The following is an 18,857-nucleotide window of genomic DNA, read 5'->3' as shown; positions in this document are numbered from 1 at the left end:
CTCGCCTTCCTCAACCGACTATAGGAGAGACTATGCCGATAACGGCTGCATATAAAACCGATGATCGTCATGGTCTTATGGCCCTTCAATCTTCCTCAATCGGAATAGCCGCAGACGCGGCATATGACCTGATCCTGGAACCCTACGGAGGATGATCATGACGAAGCTGAAGCTGGGACCAATTGCCGATGACAAGCCAGTCAAAGTCACGCTGGAATTGCCCGCCGCTCTCCATCGCGACCTAACTGCCTATGCAGAGGTGTTGGCCCGCGGGACCGGACAACCGGCGACGGATCCCGTGAAGCTGATCATCCCGATGCTGGAGCGGTTCATCGCCACAGATCGCGGATTCGCCAAGGCCAAGCGCGGCCGGATCGCTCATTCCGACGACAAGGCCGGAGCCGTGTCGGAATAGCGCTCGCGAAGCAGGTCGAGAAAAGGCCACAGTGCCTCTCTCTGTTTGGACTCTCTCCAAGCGAATTGGATGTGGGACCGTCCTCATCGCACAGCTCGCGAAACACGATCTCGGGACCATTTGCGCCAGCAGCACCTTCCGAAACCAACGTTAGCGCTCCACTCGGCGTGAAAATGTCAACTCGCGGGCCACGCTGAGCAGCTGGTGAAATGCCGGATTCCTGTTCTCGGCCGACCAAACTGCGCTGTACGGCAGAACTTCTCCCGTGAGATAGCGGTACGCAACGCCCGGAAATCGCATTGCCACTTTGGATCCGCTAGTCAGAGTTAACCCTCTGCCGCTAGCGACGATTTGCATTAAGGTATCTTGGTAGACTGATTGAAACTCGATAGACGGGCGGCTGCCCAGCTCTCCCAAGTGCCTCACCAGGAAGTCGTGAACCTCGGGGCCCGGCCACGCCTCACTCACAATGAAATGCCGCCCTCGCAGATCCTTCCACGTGACTTGACCGAGATCTGCGAGAGGATCGCCATGTGGCATGACGATCACGACCTCTTCAGTCCACAAATCAACGGTTTCACAATATTTTAGCTTGGGAGACCCAAGCATGAATGCGACATCGATACCGTGACTCCGTATTGCTTGAATTTGCTCAGTCGGGCTTCCTTCAAAAAAATCTAACTGCACCCCGGAATATTCGGCGGAAAAAACTTTCATGAGCATCGCAAGAAAATCTGACGCCATGGAAGTCGAAACCCCCACCCTCACCGCACCGTGTTCTCCGCGCCCGATAGCACCAACGTCCCGCTCAGCGGAACTAAGTTGACCGATGGCACTCTGCGCTCGCCACAGGAAGATCTCTCCGGCTTGGGTAAGCCGCACCCCGCTTCGATGTCGGATAAACAGTGTTGCTCCGATTTCATCCTCCAGGTCGCGAATACGACGGCTCATGGAGGAAACGCGGACTCCCAATTCCGTTGCGGCTTTTCGAAAGCTACCGCATCTGGCGGCTGCAATGAGGTATCGGAGATGGCGTAACTCAATCGGAGAACGCATTTTATCCATAACCTTCGCCTCTTACCCTAACGGCAGCGCAGTAGGCTACGAGCCGCCCACGCTTCTGGTCCCTCCCGGAAAATCCCCAATGCTATCTTGTGTCCGCTGCGAGCGGCATCTCGTGGCGGCGTCCGCCGCCCGATCTGCAAATGAACAGAGCACTCTTTCGCTGGTTCACAGCCATCCGGGACGCCGCCCCGATTCGAACACACGCCATCCACTTGGACGATAAGCTAGAAAGCGACACCCGACGCTGAACAAGGTCGAACAGCAGCGCGAACCGCTCGTTGCCAACGGGAACCCCGTTCACGTTCGTGCCGATCTCGATGCCCCGAAAGCGGCCATCGCGCATCAGGGCTTGCAAAACCTCCACGGCGCGATCAGGAGCCTGAAGCGGCACCATGCCGAGCCCGACAAAACGACCGGGCCGGGCGTCCACCATATCGGCGACGGAGCCGTTGACCACCTCGGCCATGGCCACCGCGTCGTCCGCCTCGAACCAGTAGGACAACAACTCCGGCATGGGGGACAGCGCCTGCACCGCGATACCCGCGGCGTCCATGTCGGCGATCCGCCGCGCCGCGTCCCACGAGGCTTCCGACACCGTGCGGAAGACGTTGCCGCGGATCATGATGTGCCAGTGCCCGCACCCCACATGACACATGGACGGCCAAGCGTGATCCGCGTGCCGGCAGGCATAGCGGGGAAAGTCGGCCGGCACCACGTGGGCGTGGATGTCGACGGCGCCGGTCATTGCCCGGCGCCCGCCTGCATGTCCAGAGCCACGTCGATGATCATGTCTTCCTGGCCGCCCACCATGCGGCGGCGGCCGAGTTCGGAAAGGATTTCCCGCGTGTCCACGCCGTAGGTCTTCGCGGCATTCTCCGCATGGCGCAGGAAGCTGGAATAGACCCCGGCATAGCCCAGCGAGAGGCTCTCGCGGTCCACCCGCACCGGACGGTCCTGCAGCGGGCGCACCAGGTCGTCGGCGGCGTCCATCAAGGCGTAGAGGTCACAACCGGTGTCGATGCCCTTGCGGTTGAGCACCGCGATGAGCGCCTCCAGCGGCGCGTTACCGGCCCCGGCGCCCATGCCGGCGAGGGATGCGTCCACCCGCACCGCGCCGGCCTCGATGCCCGCCACCGCGTTGGCGACGCCCATGGTGAGGTTGTGGTGGGTGTGGACCCCGATCTCGGTCTCGGGCTTGAGCGCATCCCGAAGCGTCCTCACCCGCAGCGTATAGTCCTCCGGCAGCAGGGCACCGGCGGAATCCGTCACGTAGACGCATTCCGAGCCGTAGCTCTCCATCAGCTTCGCCTGCTCGGCGAGGACCTCGGCCGGGATCATGTGGGCCATCATCAGGAAGCTCGCGGTGTCCATGCCGAGCGCGCGTGCCGCCTCGATATGCTGGCGCGACACGTCGGCCTCGGTGCAATGGGTGCACACGCGCACCGAACGGGCACCAGCGTCATACGCAGCCTTCAGGTCATGCACCGTGCCAATACCCGGCAGCAGCAGCACCGTGACCACGGCGTGCTCGCACTCTTCCGCCACAGCGGCGATCCATTCCTGATCGTCGTGGGCACCGAAGCCATAATTGAAGGTGGAGCCGGTGATGCCGTCGCCGTGGCTGATCTCGATGGCGTCCACCTTCGCCCTGTCGAGGGCGCGGGCGATAGCCCGCGTGGTTTCCAGCGAATACTGGTGGCGGACAGCATGCATGCCGTCGCGCAGCGTCACGTCCTGGATGTAGAGCTTGTCGGGATTGGGACGGGCCATCACGCGGCCTCCTTCGCAAGAACGGCGCCCGCCCAGTGATCGGCGGTGGTGAGGGCCGCGGACGTCATGATGTCGAGGTTTCCGGCATAGGCGGGCAGATAGTGGGCCGCCCCTTCCACTTCCAGCAGGATGGTGGTCTTCAGCCCCGTGGACGGGCCGATGCCGGGAATGCGCACTGGCGCATTGTCGCCGATCTGCTCGAACTGCACCTTCTGCTTCAGGCGATAGCCGGGCACGTATTTCTGGACCGCCGCAGCCATGTCCTCGATGGACGCGGCGATGGCGTCCTGGTCTCCCCCCTGGGAGAGAGTGAAGACCGTGTCGCGCATGATCAGCGGCGGCTCGGCGGGATTGAGGATGATCACCGCCTTGCCGCGCTCGGCGCCGCCCAGCACCTCGATGGCCTTCGAGGTGGTCTCGGTGAATTCGTCGATGTTGGCGCGCGTGCCGGGGCCTGCCGATTTCGAGGAAATGGAGGCGACGATCTCCCCATAGACGAGGCGCTGCGTGGCCCGCTTCACCGCATAGACCATGGGAATGGTCGCCTGGCCGCCGCAGGTGACCATGTTGACGTTGGGCTCGTCGAGATTGGCCGCGCCGTTGATCACCGGGATGGTGAACGGCCCGATGGCCGCCGGGGTGAGGTCGATGACCTTCTTGCCGTCCTTCTGGAGCAGCGCGTTGTTGGTGAGGTGCGCCTTGGCAGACGTGGCATCGAAGACGATGCGGATGTCCTTGTAGTTGGGCAGCTTCAGGAGCCCTTCGATGCCCTCGTGGGTCACCGGAACGTTGAGGCGCGCAGCGCGGGCGAGGCCGTCGGAATTCGGATCGATGCCGACCAGGGCCCCCATTTCGAGATGCCTCGAGGTGCGCATGATCTTGATCATGAGATCGGTGCCGATATTGCCCGACCCGATGATGGCGCAGGAAATCTTCTTCATGAATTGGTCTCCGCGGCGAACGACACCCGGACCGAACCGAGGCCAGCGATGTGGGCTTCCATCCGGCGGCCCCACTCAACCCGCACCATGGGGCCGAGGGCTCCGGACAGGATCGTATCCCCCGCCTTGAGGGGGCGGCCCATGCGGGCCATGGTCCGCGCCAGCCACAGCGCGGCGGATATGGGGCTGCCGAGGCAGGCATGGCCCGCGCCGGACGAGACCTTCTGGCCGTCCGCCTCGAACGTCATCTCACAGCCGGAGACATCGAACGCATCGAGCTTGCGCGGCGACGACCCGAGCACGTAGAGCGCAGACGAAGCGTTGTCGGCGATGGTGTCGACGATGCTGATGCGCCAGTCGACAATGCGGGAATCCACGATCTCGATGGCCGGCAGCGCGAACTCCACCGCGCGGATCATGTCGGCGACGGTGATGTGCTCGTCCGTCAGATCCCGGCCGAGGACGAAGGCGACTTCCGCCTCCGCTTTCGGCTGGATGAGCCTGCCCGGCCGCACCTCGCCGCCGTCGGGCACTGCCATGTCGTCGAGCAGGACGCCATAATCGGGCTGGTCGACGCCGAGCTGCTTCTGCACCGCCACAGAGGTGAGGCCTATTTTGCACCCCACCAGGCGCCGGCCAGCTTCCAGCGCTCTTTTCGTGTTGAGCTCCTGAACCCTGTACGCCGCCTCGATATCACCTGGCCCGATCAAATCACTCAACGGCGAAACCGGCGCTCCTGTTCGCTCGGCCTCGAAAAGACGACGCGCCGCTTGGTGCAAATTCTCCAACGTAATTCCCGTCACAGCATTCATTGAAATCACTCCCGCAGCAGTCGATGCTCGGTCAGAATCGATATCCGATGCCCACACCGACAATTGTTGGATTAATCTTAACCCGAGCCGATGCTGGAATGCTACTCACCATCGCACTTACATCAGTAGTCAATAATATCTGTTGAACATAACTATGTACTGTCCATTTCTCTGAAATGTCGTAGTCAACCCCAATCTTAAAGGCTGGCCCGAACGCATTATCGACGTTCACATTCTGAAGCGCCGCGTCATCGACATTCAGGAAAATGGCGTAGGTGACACCGATCCCGACATAGGGCTTGAACGCACCAAGACCCAGGAAATGATATTCACCAGACACGGTCAGCGGGCCATAATTCGCGCTGGCCAGTGTGCCGAAGGAAGCGAGCGAACCAGCACCTTTGATATGCGCCCGCGGCGGGTATCCAGTGTAGACGTTCACTGCGAAATTGGGGGTTAGAAAATAACTTACATCAATTGTCGCTGTGAAATTATCCGCCATTGAGACCGAGCCACCGGTGACAGGCACATTTCCAACAGACACTGTTGCGCTCTCGTTTGTGATGACGTCGACTACATCGGCATGTATCAACCATCTCTTGAAGCTATCTACTGGCTCCTCCGAGATACGAGTTTGGGCATCGGCTGACGACAGCGGAACAATATATAGCGCTATAAATAAAATATAAGGAATACGCCATTTCAACATCACCTTCCTCCCTATGATAATTATTATATTTGGATCACGGCTCTTGGCAGCTCACTTTATTCCAGGAAACCTATGCCCCCAGATACTGATCTTGTCGTAGCGAACGACGGACCAGTTGGCTTGGACATCGCGCGCACCCCAGCCATATTCCACCGCGAACCCCGAAGGGGTCGCTCCATAGAATGAAATCATATGGTCATTGGTGTGCCGCCCCAACGTTGCCACCACGGTGCCATCAGCTTCAAATCTGTCCAAGGCTAGTCCGATGTCGTCAAGATGGTTCGTTTCAAGCATGAAATGATGGATCTTCTTTCCATCCGGCAACCTGCCAATAGCGAGCGAGTGGTGACGACAATTGCAATGCAGGAAATGCACCTGCACTGTAAGATCCTCGCTTAGTTTCCAGTCGATGATATCAGAGAGATGAAAACCGAGCCCTTTGATATAGAAATCCAGCACGGTCGCGACATCTGGAACATTCAGCACATAGTGACCGATGCCCTGGTCACCAGTCAAAAAACCCGAAACCCCGACAGGTGAATGAAAAGGTCTTTCGTAGAGCTCTGTCGCTCCATAATAGATTTCAACCCGGTTATTCGCTGGATCCGTGCATGAGATCAGCCCCAGAACGCCACGATCCAGCGCCATCTCCGGGCTCTCGACTGTCACAGCGATGCCATGCGCCTCGAGCCGCTTTCTGACCGCCATCAATTCATCTTCGCTATCGACCTCATAGCCTGAGAAGACGATATCGTCTGCCGAACCCTTCTCGATATTCAGGCGCCAAGCACGGGAGTCGATCCGAAACCGTGCCCTGTCATCGCAGGCGGAGGCCTCCATCGCACCAAGCTTATCAGTGACGAAGGAACGCCAAGCGTACACGTCCGATACTTCGAATCCCAAATATCCAAGCCTCTGAATGCTCATTTCGTGCCTCCCTATTTTGCGAAATTTTTATCGAGTTGCGCTCCGAGGCTGACCTCGATCAATCCGCGCACCCCCCAACCCCCGTCGTAGTTCAACACGCTCCCAGTAAGCGGAACCGTGTCTGCACGCGTGGCGAAGAACACATACGCCCCGGCATATTCCTCGGCTGTCGCCACACGCCCGGTCGGCAGGACTTTTCCGAGCATCTCGTCCAGAGGGATGGTCGAAATGCATCGATCCTGAAGATTCAAAGCCTCCGGTCCCTTCAATTTACTGCCCAGGATTCCCCCCGGGGCAATCCCATTGACCCGAATATGTGGCCCCCACTCATAGGCAAGCTGCTTGATCATTCCGACCACGGCATGCTTACCAGCTGTATAGAGCACACCTCCACCGGACGGATAAAATCCGGCGTTCGAAACGGTGAAGATCGCGCTGCCCTTGCTCTTGTAGAGCGCAGGCAGAGCGGCTTTCGCGGCGAGGATATAACCCTTGACGTTAATGGCGAACATCTCGTCGAAGGCGTCCGCGATCCGGTCATCGGGGATGTCGACCAACTGGGTCATGTAGTCCCATACCCCAGCGTTGCCGATCAGACAGTCCAGTTTGCCAAACGCTGCGAGGCAGCGGTCGACCGCTTCCTTGTGACAATCCAGAAAGCGGACATCGCCCTCCACGCCGACGACGGAATCGCCATGAACCCGGCGGAGTTCCACCAAACCGTCGCCCGATCGGTCAAGGACGGCGACGCGGGCGCCTTCGGCGATATAGCGATCAACGATTGCCCGCCCCAGGCCGGTGCAACCTCCCGTTACCAGCGCAACTTCACCTTTGAGTCTCACGCTTGAACTCCCCCCTGATGTTCCCCCACAAGATCGCGCATGCCGATACTCACGTCGGCGAGCCGAGCGGGAGCCACAACGGCCGCATTTTCCACTAGCTTGATTGCCGCCGCGAAGTCGCGCGGCCCGTCAACCGCCACAACGGCGCGAACGACCCCTCCCAAGACCCGGAAAAGCAATGCCGGCCCATTCCCGAGTTTTCCGCGGAGCACTGTCTCTCCCGGCCCTTCGATCTCTCCGCAGATCTGCATCCGGCGCCCGGCGATTTCCGTCCAGGAGACCGGCACCTGGGCTGCCCCGCCGTCCCTTCCAAGGATCGTCGCCGCTACAGCCGCCGCTTGGCGTTGAGCGTTCAGATACGTCTCCAGCGATCGCCGCCCGCCGTCGCGCAACGGCCAATTCGCAACATCGCCGACCGCGAAAATCCCCTCGGCACCCGTCGCACCACGGCTGTCGACGATCACTCCCCTGTCACACGCCAGGCCGGCGTCTCGCGCGAGTTGGTCGGCAGGTTCGGCGCCGATGCAAATCAGCGCGCTTTCCGCTCTGAACCGACGACCATCGCTGGTCGTCACCGCCGCAAGTCCACCTTCGCCGGCAAACTCGCGCACCCCGGTGCCGCGCTCGACACGTATCCCCAAGGCCTCCAACTGCTCACGGATCCAGGCGCCGATCCGGCGACCGAGGACACGCACCAGCAATTCGTCGGAGACCTCAAGGATCGTCACGTCCAGACCCAGTTTTCGGGCCGTCGTTGCGACTTCACAGCCGATCAGCCCGCCGCCCACCACGACAAGGGCTGTTCCGGGCGTCCAGTCGCGCCGCAGACGCGCAACGTCATCGAAGCTGCGCAGCGTCGCAACGCCGGGGAGCGTTGCGCCGGCAAGTGCCGGCTTGCGGGCGCGGCTGCCCGTGGCGATCACGATCACGTCGCCAGCAAGCCTTGTTCCGTCGTCGAGAAAGACCACCCGTGACGCGGCGTCGAGCCGGACCGCTGCCCGGCTCGAAATGGCGTCAACCCGGGCTTCCTCACTCCACGCCGATGGCACCAGAGACGGCGGCTGCGCGAGGTCCCCGCTGAGTACCGCTTTTGACAGCGACGGCCTGTCGTAGGGCAGGTGCACCTCCTCCCCGATGAGGGAGATGCGGCCCTCGTAGCCCTCCGCGCGCAAGACCTGAGCCGTGGTAATGCCGGCCACGCCATTGCCGATAATGACGACATGACCGGACATCACGTCACCTCGCCGCAATCGAGGTCGACGAAGATGGCATCCTCCTCCACCTTAACTGGAAAGACGCGAAGCGCCTTGCAGGCTGGGAGAGCCTTCACCTTGCCCGAGCGCACGCAGAATTTGGCAAAATGCAGCGTGCATTCGATGACATCGCCATGGAGGTAACCATCAGAGAGTGCCCACTCGCCATGAGTGCAAGTATCCTGCACTGCAAAGAACTCGCCGCCTACGTTGCACAGGACAACCGGCTCCGGTCCACCTTCGTGGCGATACATTTCACCGGGCGGCAGATCCGATTGTCGCGTGATAAATGTCCACGTCATGCTTCAGACGCCTCAAAAGAAGAAGCTGAGGTTGTTGGACAGGATCGTGCTCTGATCGATCAGGATGGTTCGCTCGACAATTTCGAAGCCTGCCTCGCTGTCGTTGCGTCGAAGCGTATCTTGACGCTCACCTGCAAATATATCGAGCTGTCGCTCCAATCGATTGCGATAGACGATAAACGTACTTGACGTCTTATACTCGGCCGTCACTCCTCCCTGAACGATCATGACATTGCAGATAAGATGCCTGGTACGCGAAGCAGGATTTTCCGACCAAGACACATCGGACATGATCTTTCTTAAGCGGCCCTTCATCATCTGCGCATCGTCGTCGAAATGTGCGTATTGCCCTACGCCGGAATACTCCAGATCCGCGTCACGCATGATGTGTGTTGTGCGGATCGGCATGAAATAGTGAATATCCGCAGCGAGCAGCGCAAACCACTCACCGAAGCGGCGATCGTTGAGAAGTTTCGCCTCCCAATAGTAGAACTGCTCGACTTCCTGCTGTAGCTCGATTTCAACTGGAGCTGGCTTTTTCCGAAAGACGTCGGATTTCTCGATTTTATCAAGCATGGCGTGGCCCTTCATGGCTTGGCGGAGAAGGCGGGACGACGCAGGTGCGGCGGACGGCACGAGTCCCTTCGGACGCCAGCCGCACCCCGAGGGCAATCACTCGGCCGCTAACGGACGGGTGGCGTTGAGGACGCCCCAGTTTTCGGAGGTCATCATGCGCGCCCATTGCGTATACATGCCGCGGGCCGCCTCCTCGCTATAGACGTAGCTGATCCGGCCTGGATAATCCGAGTCGTTATCCACGGCCTTTCCAAGGCCCATTTCGATATTGAACGGCCTGCTGCGCGCCTTATAGCCACGCAAGATGTGCTGAATCTCTACCCAGTTTTCGCCATCATCCTGCTCGAAGACCCCCCCGGCCGAGAAGGTTCGCAACGTCTGACGACGAAACTCATCCTTGATCTCATCCGGCGCGTCGGCGTCCACGACGGTAAAGGCCCAAACCTCGACCTCATTGGGTCCGCGGGGATGCCAGGCGCGAACGGTATTGATGCCCGGCAGGAACGAGCATGTCGGAAACACCGTCATGTGCTGCGTCATGACCCGAGTGCCGCGCTCGATGCTTCCCAGACGTGCCCCAGCTCTCTCTGCGGCCGGCCCTTCGGTCCAATACTGCGTGATCTTCGGCCCCATGATCGTGAGCAGAAGGTTGGGATCGCCGAGATAGAACCCGCTTCCATGCCCACCCCACGGTGCACGATACTGCTTTCCGGTAGTCGGAGGAGCCAAGTCGGCCAACTCCACCCCATCGGGCAGGCCGGCAATGATCCCCGAAAGATGAGATGTCGTTCCCGCGTGATACATGTCACTGCAAAACTGTTCCGCCGCAAACTTCCAGTTACACGGAATGACCCATTTCTGAATACCGGGGATCGCCTCTGTTCCCGCCTCCGTTCGATCCAGCATATGATCCATATAGAACTTGGCTTCCCCGAGATAAGCATCCAAATCGGGAGCATCGGCATCCCAATTGGCAAAGATCAATCCTTTATAGCTCTCGACCCGGGCCTGGAGCGGCGCCCACGCCTTTTTATCGAGGCAGGAAAATGCTTCGCTTTCGAAAGGAACACTTACGAGATTTCCCGCGGTATCATATGCCCAGCCATGATAGCTGCAGGTGAAGGCCTTTGCATTTCCGGAATCCGCGCGGCAGATGCGCATTCCGCGATGCCGGCATTGGTTCAGGAAAACGCTGATGCTTCCATTTTTCTGCCGAACGACAATGACCGGATCTTCACCCATATAGGTCGTGAAATAATCACCGGATTTCCGGATTTGACTTTCATGACCCATCAACAACCAAGCGCGACCGAAAACACGCTCCAATTCCAGCTGATACAAATCTTCATCGGTGTAGATTCGCGGGTCAAGAAGCCCCACATCCTCCCGGACCATGGCGAGGATCTGCTCCTTTCTCCAATGTGCCTTTACCCCACATCCATTTGCTTTCGGAACACTCATTGCTTCCTCCTAATTATAGTTCTTGATTTTGCGCCGCCAAAGCCTCCGTGGACTGTAGCAACTCCGCAGTCAGAGCCCGACCAGATCGGATTGCAGCGTAGATGATCGGCGCGTGCTCCCGAGGCATCATTCATCTTCGGAAAGGAAATCCTCCACCAGTCGAATGAAGCGAGCGGCGTGCTCGATTTGCACCCAGTGTCCGCATCGGCCAAAGACATGCAGCTGGGACGGCACAATAAGCTGGTTTAGTCGCAGCGAGGTCTCGAGAGGAACAACATTGTCTTCACGCCCATGCAGGATAAGCGTCTCGTGGGAGATGGAGCGGATGTCTTCTTCAGAACTGGCAAGTGCATTGATCCACCGCTGCCTCGGAGCGGGGAACATCGCTGAAAACGATTCCTGAAAGCCAGGTCTGATGCTGGCCTTGTAGCGTAATTCAGCTAGTTCATCATTTACGAGGTTCTTATCATAAGAGAAATAGTCCATTAATTTTCGCATGTTCTGGATAGATGGGTCATATCCCCATACCGCATTGAGGCCTTCGGTGAGCTCGAAGTTAACTCCCGCGGATCCCATAAGGACAAGACGCCGAACCCGCTCTGGAAATCTGATAGCGAGCGCGAGTGACAGCGACCCACCAAAAGAATTTCCGACCAGATCAACTCTCTCCAGTTCCAACGCATCCAAAATGCCAACCAAATGTTGGAGCCATAAATCAGGGCCATATTCAACATTAGAAGGACGTTCCGTGAATCCAAACCCGACCATGTCAGGGGCGATGACACGCCTGTCCCTCGACAATGCCGGTATCACGGCTCTCCAGTTTGCCCAGGCCGTGACACCGGGGCCTGAGCCGTGAACAAGCAGAACGGGTGCACCCAATCCGACATCGTGAAGATTGGTACGGATCCCGATCGCGTCCACTGTTCGGGCAATTTCCGGATAGGCTTCCTGCACGACACCGCCTCCTCAAGTCCTCCGGACTTCCTGCGCGACTGCCGCGCCCGTCCGCCACCCACGGTGACGCAGCACGCGGATTGAGAAATGGAGACATCTGGGCAGGCGCAATGGCACTGCCGATGGTCGCTTCCTCTCTACCCGGGTGCTGCGCACCTCTTTAAAAACGTTGATGAACGCTAAAATCGTTTTTGCTGGCGGTCAAGTGATTTTGTAGCGTGAAAACGACGATGCTCTTATATTGGTTGTTGGTGCTGGAGCGCGTCCGCGCCACTCGTCCGGCTGCCTGTTCATGTCAGGCGCCAACGCTGGCCGGAATTGGAGATATATCTGGAGTTGACGCTAAAATGGTTGAGCGTGGAAATTCTGACAATGATTCGGTGGTAGATATCGGTAGCTCGCGAACCGCGAAGAGAGAATCGACAGCCATCGAGTCTGCCTATGCTATTATTAGAAGTCGTATAATAGACGGCGTCTACCCCCATGGATCGAAGATTAATCTCGAAAATCTTAAGACCTCGTTTGGCATTAGCGGAAGTACACTGCGCGAGGCGCTAACCCGATTGATGGTGGATCGCGTTGTATTTACAGAGGGGCAAAAGGGGTTCAGCGTGACCCCTATGTCGCTGTCGGATCTCGAGGACCTGACGCGTGCGCGCATAACATTGGAAACGAGCGCCTTGATTGAAAGCATTCAAACTGGAGGAGATGTATGGGAAGATACCCTCGTCACCAGCTTTCATCGCCTGGCAAGGGCACAGGAGCGACTAGAAGCTGATCCCGCTGCCGCCTTCGATGCATGGGAGGTTCGGAATAGAGAATTTCATCATGCACTTGTTAATGCTTCCCCTTCAGGCTGGCTTGCGCATTTCAGACAGGTTTTGTTCCAAAACTCTGAGCGCTACCGTCGCTTGTCCGGCACGCAGGGGCCAATTCCCGTCGAAGTCCACAAGGAACATGAAGAGATATTCAATGCCGCTATGGCGAGGGACGTGAGTAAAGCGGTTTCCGCACTCGCAAATCACATTCGACGCGCCGCAAATGTCATACGCGCAAACGCGCTACTCGATGAGTAGCGCGGCAACCTTGACGACGAGGCCGCCACGGGGGAACACCAATTCCACCTGTGCGCGGTCGCCTTCGCGCGGACGATGTCGATGCTGCCTATGCGGTACAGGAGGTGAACACGGCGTACTGGCAGTCAGAAGGGCGCAGAATTGTCGGTTGCAAGATCGGTCTCACCTCCCGGGCCGTTCAGAAACAACTCGGTGTCGACCGTCCGGACTTCGGCATCCTGTTTGCCGACATACCGGTCGGCGAAGGTGAGCCTATCCCGTTCGGCCGGGTCCTCCAGCCCAAGATCGAAGCGGAGATCGCCTTGGTCCTCAGCCGCGACCTCGACATTGTTCATCCGACGATCGCAGACGTGATCGGGGCGATCGATTACGTCGTGCCCGCACTCGAAATCGTCGGCAGCCGGATCGTGGGTTGGGATATCGGCATCGTCGACACTGTCGCCGACAACGCGTCCTCCGGGCTGTTCGTACTCGGGGGACCTCCGCGCCGCCTCGACGGGCTGAACCTGCGCGGTGCGGTCATGAAGATGAGCCGCGCCGGCGAGACGGTCTCTCAAGGAAGTGGGGCCGCCTGCCTGGGACATCCGCTGAATGCGGCGGTTTGGCTCGCGGCTGAGGTCGCCCGCCGTGGCCGCCCGCTCCGGACGGGCGATGTGGTGCTAACTGGAGCGCTGGGGCCGATGGTTCCAGTTATGCCTGGCGATGCCTTCGAGGCGACGATCGAGGGACTCGGCACTGTCACGGCAAGCTTTGACGTCCTCTAGAACCGGATTCGCCCACGTTGAATCGCTGCCGGCGTTTCAACGGTCATATGGAACTACAATGTGCTTCCATATGACCGGATCACGCTCTAGAGATACAGTGCGTTGCCGCGCATACGCCAATGATGCGGCTATTTCGCACCCATATAATTTCCAACCTGGTTTAGTTGGCTTCTGTAGAACAGAGATCAAGAACATGAAGCTGTTGCGCTACGGTCCGAAGGGTCGAGAAAAGCCGGGCTTGCTTGATGCTGAGGGCCGCATCCGTGACCTTTCCGGTCAACTCGTCGACCTCTCACCCGAAGCGATCTCGCCCGAAGGCCTCGCTGCGCTTTCGCGCCTTGATGTGGGGCGCCTACCCGTGGTCGAGGGAAAACCCAGGTTGGGAGTACCAGTCGCGGGTATCGGCAAGTTCGTTGCCATTGGTCTCAACTATGCCGAACATGCCGAAGAAGCGAATTTGCCGTTTCCGAAGGAGCCGGTAATCTTCTTGAAAGCGATCACATCCTTGAATGGTCCCGACGACACGGTAGTGCTTCCGCCTGAAGCCGCAAAGGTTGACTGGGAGGTCGAACTGGGGATCGTCATCGGCCGCCGCGCCTCTTATGTGCCGGAACGGGATGCCTTGAACTACGTCGCGGGCTATTGCGTCGTGAACGACGTCAGCGAGCGTGAATACCAGCTTGAACGCGGCGGAACCTGGGACAAAGGTAAGGGTTGCGACACGTTCGGCCCAGTCGGGCCTTGGTTGGTGACCGCCGACGAGGTTGGGAACCCTCAAGATCTGGACCTATGGCTCGAAGTGAACGGCCGCCGCATGCAGACAGGCAATACCCGTACGATGATCTTCAGTTGCGCAACGATCATCAGTTATGTGAGCCGCTACATGACGCTGATGCCAGGAGACATCATCACCACCGGTACTCCACCTGGCGTAGGAATGGGTATGAAGCCTGATCCAGTCTTCCTAAAACCTGGCGATATCGTAGCTCTCGGCATCACGAAACTTGGCGCTCAACATCAGAGTATTGTTGCCTGGCATGCGGAGAGCACGGATATCAGCGGGGATTAGCTGGATGTAAGCGCCTTTTTGGAAACACGTCCGGACCGGCGTTTGCGCCCCTTCCGACCTTTCGCAATGTCATGGCCGCCAGCCTGCCGGCAGCTCCGTTGCTGGACTGTGGACCAAGGTTGGCGTCATGATACCGGAAGTGCCGATCCGATCCCGTGAACACATACAATTGCCGCTCCCGTTCGCCCCCCTACTCAACACGAGTGCAAGCCCAGGCCGACCATCAACTCCAATGCGAACAACTGCCCAGGATACGCGGGCTCCAGTTGACGTTTATCAAACTATTATACCAAGGGCCGGTGAGATTGACTCACCGGCCCTTGGGCAAGCCCACGCGGCGCTTAAGCGAAACCCACCTGGCATCGCTCAAAGACCGTGGCCGATCGTATTATTTGAAAATGACCTGCACATCCGTGTATTCCTGAAGCCCTTCCTCTGCAAAGGAAATGCCGAGCCCTGATTGCTTCACCCCCGCCATGGGGGCGTTGGCCTGGATGGCGCCGTGCTTGTTGATCCAGACGGATCCCGTCCGAAGCCTCCGGGCGACGGAAGTCGCCGCTTCGATGTCGGGGCTCCAGACCGAACCGCCCAGGCCGTTGGGATTGTCGTTGGCTCGCGCGATCACGGCTTCCACATCAGCATAGCGGATGATGGGCAGCGCGGGACCGAACTGCTCCTCGTCCACAAGGGGCACACCATTGTCGAGACCGGTGACGAGTGTCGGCGGATAGAACAGCGATCCCTCCGGATCCGGCGGCGGCCCCCCCGAGAGCAGGCGCCCACCGTGCGCGACGGCATCGTCCACGAGTTGCCGCACCCGTTCGAACTGCATCCGGTTCTGGATCGGCCCAAGCACGCTCCCCTCATCGAGGCCGTTGCCGACGGGCGTGCGACGCGCCACCGCCACCAGCTCGTCGCAGACCTCGTCATGGATGCGCTCGTGCACATAGAGCCGCTTCAGCGCCGCGCAGGTCTGGCCGTTGTTGATGAAAGCCCCCCAGAACAGGCCTTCGGCGATGGCTTTCGGGTCGCAGTCCGGCAGCACGATGCCCGCGTCGTTTCCGCCGAGCTCTAGGGTGAGGCGCTTGAGGGTCGGTGCGGCGGAGGCCATGATCTTCTTGCCGGTCCCGCTCGATCCGGTGAAGGCGATCTTGCCGATGCCCGCATGGGTGGACATGGCGGCACCGATCTCGTTGTCGCCGGTCACGCAGTTCACCACCCCGGGCGGCAGCACGGCGTTGATGAGTTCCACCATGCGGATGGTGGACAGGGGTGTATAAGGCGAAGGCTTCACCACCACCGTGTTGCCGGCGCGAATGGCGGGCACAATGTGCCAGATGGCGATCATCACCGGAAAGTTCCAGGGTGTGATCGAGCCCACCACCCCGATCGCTGTGCGATGCAACTCGACCCGTCCCGCATTGTCGTCCTGAAGCACTTTGGGCAGCAGCTCGAGGTCCGCGGTGTAGTGCGCCCAGGCCTGGGCGCCGCCGATCTCCCAGCGGGACCCGAGGCCGTTTAGGGGCTTACCCTGCTCCAGGGTGACGAGGCGCGCCAGCTCCTCCGCATGTGCCGCGAGCGTGTCCGCAACCGCGTGGCAAGCCGCCTTGCGTATGGAATCCGGCGTGGCGCTCCAGGACGGAAAAGCGGCGGTGGCGGCGGCGACAGCTTCGTCGAGGTCCGCCAGGGACGCCTTCGGAGCGAGTCCGACCACGCTCCCGTCGGCGGGATTACGGACCTCGAAATGCGCGCCTGCCGGCACGGACATGCCGGCGATGATGAGGGGATAAGTCTGCATGATCATATGCTCCGCATGGCGGCCTCGCGCCGCTGCGTCCCGACGGAAAGGCCCGGTCGGCGATGCGCGAGACCAGGACCTGCTGCCGGGGGGATTCGAATGAACGTCTCGGGTGAGGGCTCGATCGCTTTTCCGCGCAAAGCGATGTCCGCTTCGCGCGGAACCGCTCTAGAAGCGATAGGTCACCCCGCCCATCAGGATCCACGGGTTGAGATCAATGTCCGCCGTGGCCGGCACCCCTCCCACGAGGCCAGTGGCGTCGGTCGTCAGGAAGATCTTCTTCACATCGACGAAGCTCCCCCAATGCTCAGAGATGTCGCTCTCGATGCCGGCCTGGAGAACAAACCCAAAGGCATTGTCCACCTTCAGGTCCCTGACCGCCCGATCCTTCTCGTTCCAGACGAGGGTGTAGTTGACGCCTGCGCCCAGATAGGGCTGGAACAGGGGACCGAAATTGGTGAAATGGTAGTGGGCAGAGAGCACCGCCGGTCCGTAGGTGACCCGACCGAGATCGATGCCCGCCAGTGGGCCGGTGCCGGTGAGGGTCGTGCTGGGCGGAAAGCCGGCGGTGAACGACACGGCGATGTTGGGCGTAAAGCGGTAGCCCACCTCGAAACCGACAGTGAAATTGTCGTCCGCCGTGGCGCTTACGCCCGGCACGGGCGTTCCGCCGAGCGTGATGCTCGCGCCCTCGTCGAAAATGACGCCCATGGCGCCCACATGGATGTACCAGGGTCGAAACACCGAAGCCTCCGGTGCTGCCGAGCCGAGATCGGCGGCATGAACCTGGCCTGACAGGAAAAGGGCCAGAGCGGCCGTCGCAATATATCTTTTGCCCATGGTTTCCCCCTCCGCTTCCACCCGATGGCGATGGCGACCAATCATCGCGACACTCCGGCGGAATGCGCGCTGCCGATGGCACGCCAGCCGATCACCACCAGCGCGACCATGGCGAGGACGCCGAACAGGTAGGCGGGAGCCAGGGCAAGGAAACTGAAGATGTCGGCCGGGCCAACCCTGCTCGGGCCGAAGGCGAGACCGCGGTTGGGGGAGAAATTGCTGAAGAAGTAAAAGCCGGTATTGGACCAGCCGTCGAGAATGATGGTCCATCCCAGGATCTTCGACCATCGCGCCGAGAAATCGAGCAACGGGAGCGCGAACCCGATGGCGATCACCATGAGCCCATTGAGGACCGGCCCGGTATGGGCCCTCTGCCAGCCATCCGCCGATCCGGGCAGTTGGAACGACAGGATATAGCCCGGAACGATCTCGAACCCGCCGAGCAGATACATCCACAAGCCCACGCCACCCACCAGGGCCGCGAAGATCATCAAGGCGCCATGGCCGACCATGGTCCGCCTCAGGGCCGACCGCTCGATATCGCTCGCGGCTGGGGCCACATCAGCTTTCCCCGAGCCCGAATAGCTTGCACTCACCATTTTTTCCTCCCGTTTGATTGTTTTTGTCACGCCGGTTCCGCCCTCCTACCGGGCGGCGGCGGGTGCCGGACTGTGTTGCGATACCGTTTCCGTTGCGGTTGGCGCCGCCTGAGGCAGCAGGTGAAACCCGCCACCGTGGTAGATGAGCGGAACGCCATCCTCGACGCGGATCGCCTCCACAAGACCGAAGAACACCTCGTGCGTGCCCGAAACAACGACGTCGGTCACGCGGCATTCGAGGCTCGCAAGCGCGCCCGACAGCACGGGCAGCGCTTCGTTCTCGCCCTCAATCCAGTCGCCATGGAGGAAGCGGGCATCACCGGCGAGGCCGTTGCGGCCGGCGAAGACCTCGGCGACACCCCGGTGCGCCTCGCTGACGAGGCTGACCGCGAACCAACCCTTGTCCTTCATCATCTTCGCCGTACCTGTCGCGGTATTCACGCAGACGAGGATCGTCGGCGGCTCGGCGGATACGGAACACACTGCGGTGGCGGTCAGCCCCCGGCGCTCGCCCTCCTGGGCGGTCGAAATGACCGATATGCCGGAGGCAAGGCGAGAGAGGGCGCTACGGAACAGATCAACGGAAACAGGCACGACCGGTATCTCCAAAAGCGTGGCCTCACGCAGCAGCGGCTGCGCCGGAGGCCGGCAACGGTTGGAAGCGCACCGCGAACGATGCGC

The 18,857-nt window shown here is 60.0% G+C and carries 20 protein-coding genes and 1 pseudogene; 4 read left to right on the top strand and 17 right to left on the bottom strand.

The annotated features are described in order from the left end of the window. Positions 1-157 precede the first annotated feature (157 nt). Positions 158-415, top strand: a complete 258-nt coding sequence (locus tag V5F48_RS15380) for a DUF2274 domain-containing protein (RefSeq protein ID WP_394259404.1) — start codon at positions 158-160, stop codon at positions 413-415. Positions 416-565: 150 nt separating this feature from the next. Here the strand turns inward: V5F48_RS15380 and V5F48_RS15375 are convergent, their stop codons facing one another. The 13 genes from V5F48_RS15375 to V5F48_RS15315 all read right to left on the bottom strand — a co-directional run bounded on the left by V5F48_RS15375 (position 566) and on the right by V5F48_RS15315 (position 12,030). After that, the gene (locus V5F48_RS15375) at positions 566-1,471 is read right to left on the bottom strand and encodes a LysR family transcriptional regulator (RefSeq protein ID WP_229646817.1); all 906 of its coding nucleotides are present in this window, start codon (positions 1,469-1,471) and stop codon (positions 566-568) included. Between the two features lie 91 nt (positions 1,472-1,562). After that, complete coding sequence (locus V5F48_RS15370; protein WP_394038527.1) at positions 1,563-2,225, bottom strand: amidohydrolase family protein; 663 nt, start codon at positions 2,223-2,225, stop codon at positions 1,563-1,565. Continuing rightward, complete coding sequence (dmpG, locus tag V5F48_RS15365; RefSeq protein ID WP_394038526.1) at positions 2,222-3,250, bottom strand: 4-hydroxy-2-oxovalerate aldolase; 1,029 nt, start codon at positions 3,248-3,250, stop codon at positions 2,222-2,224. The genes V5F48_RS15370 and dmpG overlap by 4 nt, the downstream gene beginning before the upstream one ends. Beyond that, on the bottom strand, positions 3,250-4,191 hold the full coding sequence (locus V5F48_RS15360; RefSeq protein ID WP_394038525.1) for an acetaldehyde dehydrogenase (acetylating): 942 nt from the start codon (positions 4,189-4,191) through the stop codon (positions 3,250-3,252). Before V5F48_RS15360 ends, dmpG begins: the two co-directional genes overlap by 1 nt. Continuing rightward, a complete protein-coding gene (locus tag V5F48_RS15355) occupies positions 4,188-4,970 on the bottom strand; it encodes a 2-keto-4-pentenoate hydratase (RefSeq protein WP_394259403.1) in 783 nt (260 codons plus the stop codon). The genes V5F48_RS15360 and V5F48_RS15355 overlap by 4 nt, the downstream gene beginning before the upstream one ends. Positions 4,971-5,034: 64 nt before the next feature. Then, on the bottom strand, positions 5,035-5,712 hold the full coding sequence (locus tag V5F48_RS15350) for an OmpW/AlkL family protein (RefSeq protein WP_394038523.1): 678 nt from the start codon (positions 5,710-5,712) through the stop codon (positions 5,035-5,037). A gap of 51 nt (positions 5,713-5,763) precedes the next feature. Next, positions 5,764-6,639 (bottom strand): biphenyl-2,3-diol 1,2-dioxygenase, encoded by an 876-nt coding sequence (gene bphC, locus V5F48_RS15345; protein ID WP_229645440.1) that lies wholly within the window; start codon positions 6,637-6,639, stop codon positions 5,764-5,766. Between the two features lie 11 nt (positions 6,640-6,650). Continuing rightward, on the bottom strand, positions 6,651-7,481 hold the full coding sequence (bphB, locus tag V5F48_RS15340) for a cis-2,3-dihydrobiphenyl-2,3-diol dehydrogenase (RefSeq protein WP_394038522.1): 831 nt from the start codon (positions 7,479-7,481) through the stop codon (positions 6,651-6,653). After that, a complete protein-coding gene (locus V5F48_RS15335) occupies positions 7,478-8,713 on the bottom strand; it encodes an NAD(P)/FAD-dependent oxidoreductase (RefSeq protein WP_229645438.1) in 1,236 nt (411 codons plus the stop codon). Before V5F48_RS15335 ends, bphB begins: the two co-directional genes overlap by 4 nt. Next, positions 8,713-9,036: a non-heme iron oxygenase ferredoxin subunit gene (locus V5F48_RS15330; RefSeq protein ID WP_229645437.1), complete on the bottom strand. Its 324-nt coding sequence runs from the start codon at positions 9,034-9,036 to the stop codon at positions 8,713-8,715. The genes V5F48_RS15335 and V5F48_RS15330 overlap by 1 nt, the downstream gene beginning before the upstream one ends. 12 nt (positions 9,037-9,048) lie before the next feature. Then, positions 9,049-9,672 carry an aromatic-ring-hydroxylating dioxygenase subunit beta gene (locus tag V5F48_RS15325; protein ID WP_324255534.1) on the bottom strand — a complete coding sequence of 208 codons (624 nt, stop codon included), beginning with the start codon at positions 9,670-9,672 and terminating at the stop codon, positions 9,049-9,051. Positions 9,673-9,708: 36 nt separating this feature from the next. After that, a complete protein-coding gene (locus V5F48_RS15320) occupies positions 9,709-11,073 on the bottom strand; it encodes an aromatic ring-hydroxylating dioxygenase subunit alpha (RefSeq protein ID WP_394259402.1) in 1,365 nt (454 codons plus the stop codon). Between the two features lie 126 nt (positions 11,074-11,199). Further along, a complete protein-coding gene (locus V5F48_RS15315; RefSeq protein ID WP_229645436.1) occupies positions 11,200-12,030 on the bottom strand; it encodes an alpha/beta fold hydrolase in 831 nt (276 codons plus the stop codon). Between the two features lie 218 nt (positions 12,031-12,248). Between V5F48_RS15315 and V5F48_RS15310 the strand changes: the two genes are divergently transcribed. The 3 genes and pseudogenes from V5F48_RS15310 to V5F48_RS15300 all read left to right on the top strand — a co-directional run bounded on the left by V5F48_RS15310 (position 12,249) and on the right by V5F48_RS15300 (position 14,939). After that, complete coding sequence (locus tag V5F48_RS15310) at positions 12,249-13,106, top strand: GntR family transcriptional regulator (RefSeq protein ID WP_394259401.1); 858 nt, start codon at positions 12,249-12,251, stop codon at positions 13,104-13,106. Positions 13,107-13,132: 26 nt separating this feature from the next. After that, positions 13,133-13,870 (top strand): annotated as a pseudogene (gene mhpD / locus V5F48_RS15305) (2-keto-4-pentenoate hydratase); the annotation flags it as partial. A 193-nt stretch (positions 13,871-14,063) separates the two neighbouring features. Next, positions 14,064-14,939, top strand: coding sequence for a fumarylacetoacetate hydrolase family protein (locus tag V5F48_RS15300; protein WP_394038520.1), 876 nt, complete (start codon positions 14,064-14,066; stop codon positions 14,937-14,939). A gap of 388 nt (positions 14,940-15,327) precedes the next feature. Here V5F48_RS15300 and V5F48_RS15295 read toward each other — a convergent pair whose 3' ends face one another. From V5F48_RS15295 to V5F48_RS15280, 4 genes are all read right to left on the bottom strand, one after another. After that, on the bottom strand, positions 15,328-16,737 hold the full coding sequence (locus V5F48_RS15295; RefSeq protein ID WP_394038519.1) for an aldehyde dehydrogenase family protein: 1,410 nt from the start codon (positions 16,735-16,737) through the stop codon (positions 15,328-15,330). 168 nt (positions 16,738-16,905) lie between these two features. Beyond that, positions 16,906-17,577 carry an OmpW/AlkL family protein gene (locus V5F48_RS15290; RefSeq protein ID WP_267491557.1) on the bottom strand — a complete coding sequence of 224 codons (672 nt, stop codon included), beginning with the start codon at positions 17,575-17,577 and terminating at the stop codon, positions 16,906-16,908. A gap of 41 nt (positions 17,578-17,618) precedes the next feature. Beyond that, the gene (styC, locus tag V5F48_RS15285; protein WP_394038518.1) at positions 17,619-18,176 is read right to left on the bottom strand and encodes a styrene-oxide isomerase StyC; all 558 of its coding nucleotides are present in this window, start codon (positions 18,174-18,176) and stop codon (positions 17,619-17,621) included. Positions 18,177-18,221: 45 nt separating this feature from the next. Further along, positions 18,222-18,770: a flavin reductase family protein gene (locus V5F48_RS15280; RefSeq protein WP_229645431.1), complete on the bottom strand. Its 549-nt coding sequence runs from the start codon at positions 18,768-18,770 to the stop codon at positions 18,222-18,224. Positions 18,771-18,857: the final 87 nt, after the last annotated feature.

The organism is Xanthobacter autotrophicus ATCC 700552 (assembly GCF_043194565.1).
GTDB classification, from domain to species: domain Bacteria; phylum Pseudomonadota; class Alphaproteobacteria; order Rhizobiales; family Xanthobacteraceae; genus Xanthobacter; species Xanthobacter autotrophicus_F.
This window is presented reverse-complemented; position numbering and strand designations above follow the sequence as displayed.

What these genes read in the sequence shown, in the direction of transcription:
- V5F48_RS15380 (WP_394259404.1), top strand. Translation starts at nt 158, where the DNA reads ATGACGAAGCTGAAGCTGGGACCAATTGCCGATGACAAGCCAGTCAAA.
- V5F48_RS15375 (WP_229646817.1), bottom strand. Translation starts at nt 1,471, where the DNA reads ATGCGTTCTCCGATTGAGTTACGCCATCTCCGATACCTCATTGCAGCC.
- V5F48_RS15370 (WP_394038527.1), bottom strand. Translation starts at nt 2,225, where the DNA reads ATGACCGGCGCCGTCGACATCCACGCCCACGTGGTGCCGGCCGACTTT.
- dmpG (WP_394038526.1), bottom strand. Translation starts at nt 3,250, where the DNA reads ATGGCCCGTCCCAATCCCGACAAGCTCTACATCCAGGACGTGACGCTG.
- V5F48_RS15360 (WP_394038525.1), bottom strand. Translation starts at nt 4,191, where the DNA reads ATGAAGAAGATTTCCTGCGCCATCATCGGGTCGGGCAATATCGGCACC.
- V5F48_RS15350 (WP_394038523.1), bottom strand. Translation starts at nt 5,712, where the DNA reads ATGTTGAAATGGCGTATTCCTTATATTTTATTTATAGCGCTATATATT.
- bphC (WP_229645440.1), bottom strand. Translation starts at nt 6,639, where the DNA reads ATGAGCATTCAGAGGCTTGGATATTTGGGATTCGAAGTATCGGACGTG.
- V5F48_RS15335 (WP_229645438.1), bottom strand. Translation starts at nt 8,713, where the DNA reads ATGTCCGGTCATGTCGTCATTATCGGCAATGGCGTGGCCGGCATTACC.
- V5F48_RS15330 (WP_229645437.1), bottom strand. Translation starts at nt 9,036, where the DNA reads ATGACGTGGACATTTATCACGCGACAATCGGATCTGCCGCCCGGTGAA.
- V5F48_RS15320 (WP_394259402.1), bottom strand. Translation starts at nt 11,073, where the DNA reads ATGAGTGTTCCGAAAGCAAATGGATGTGGGGTAAAGGCACATTGGAGA.
- V5F48_RS15300 (WP_394038520.1), top strand. Translation starts at nt 14,064, where the DNA reads ATGAAGCTGTTGCGCTACGGTCCGAAGGGTCGAGAAAAGCCGGGCTTG.
- V5F48_RS15295 (WP_394038519.1), bottom strand. Translation starts at nt 16,737, where the DNA reads ATGCAGACTTATCCCCTCATCATCGCCGGCATGTCCGTGCCGGCAGGC.
- V5F48_RS15290 (WP_267491557.1), bottom strand. Translation starts at nt 17,577, where the DNA reads ATGGGCAAAAGATATATTGCGACGGCCGCTCTGGCCCTTTTCCTGTCA.
- styC (WP_394038518.1), bottom strand. Translation starts at nt 18,176, where the DNA reads ATGGTGAGTGCAAGCTATTCGGGCTCGGGGAAAGCTGATGTGGCCCCA.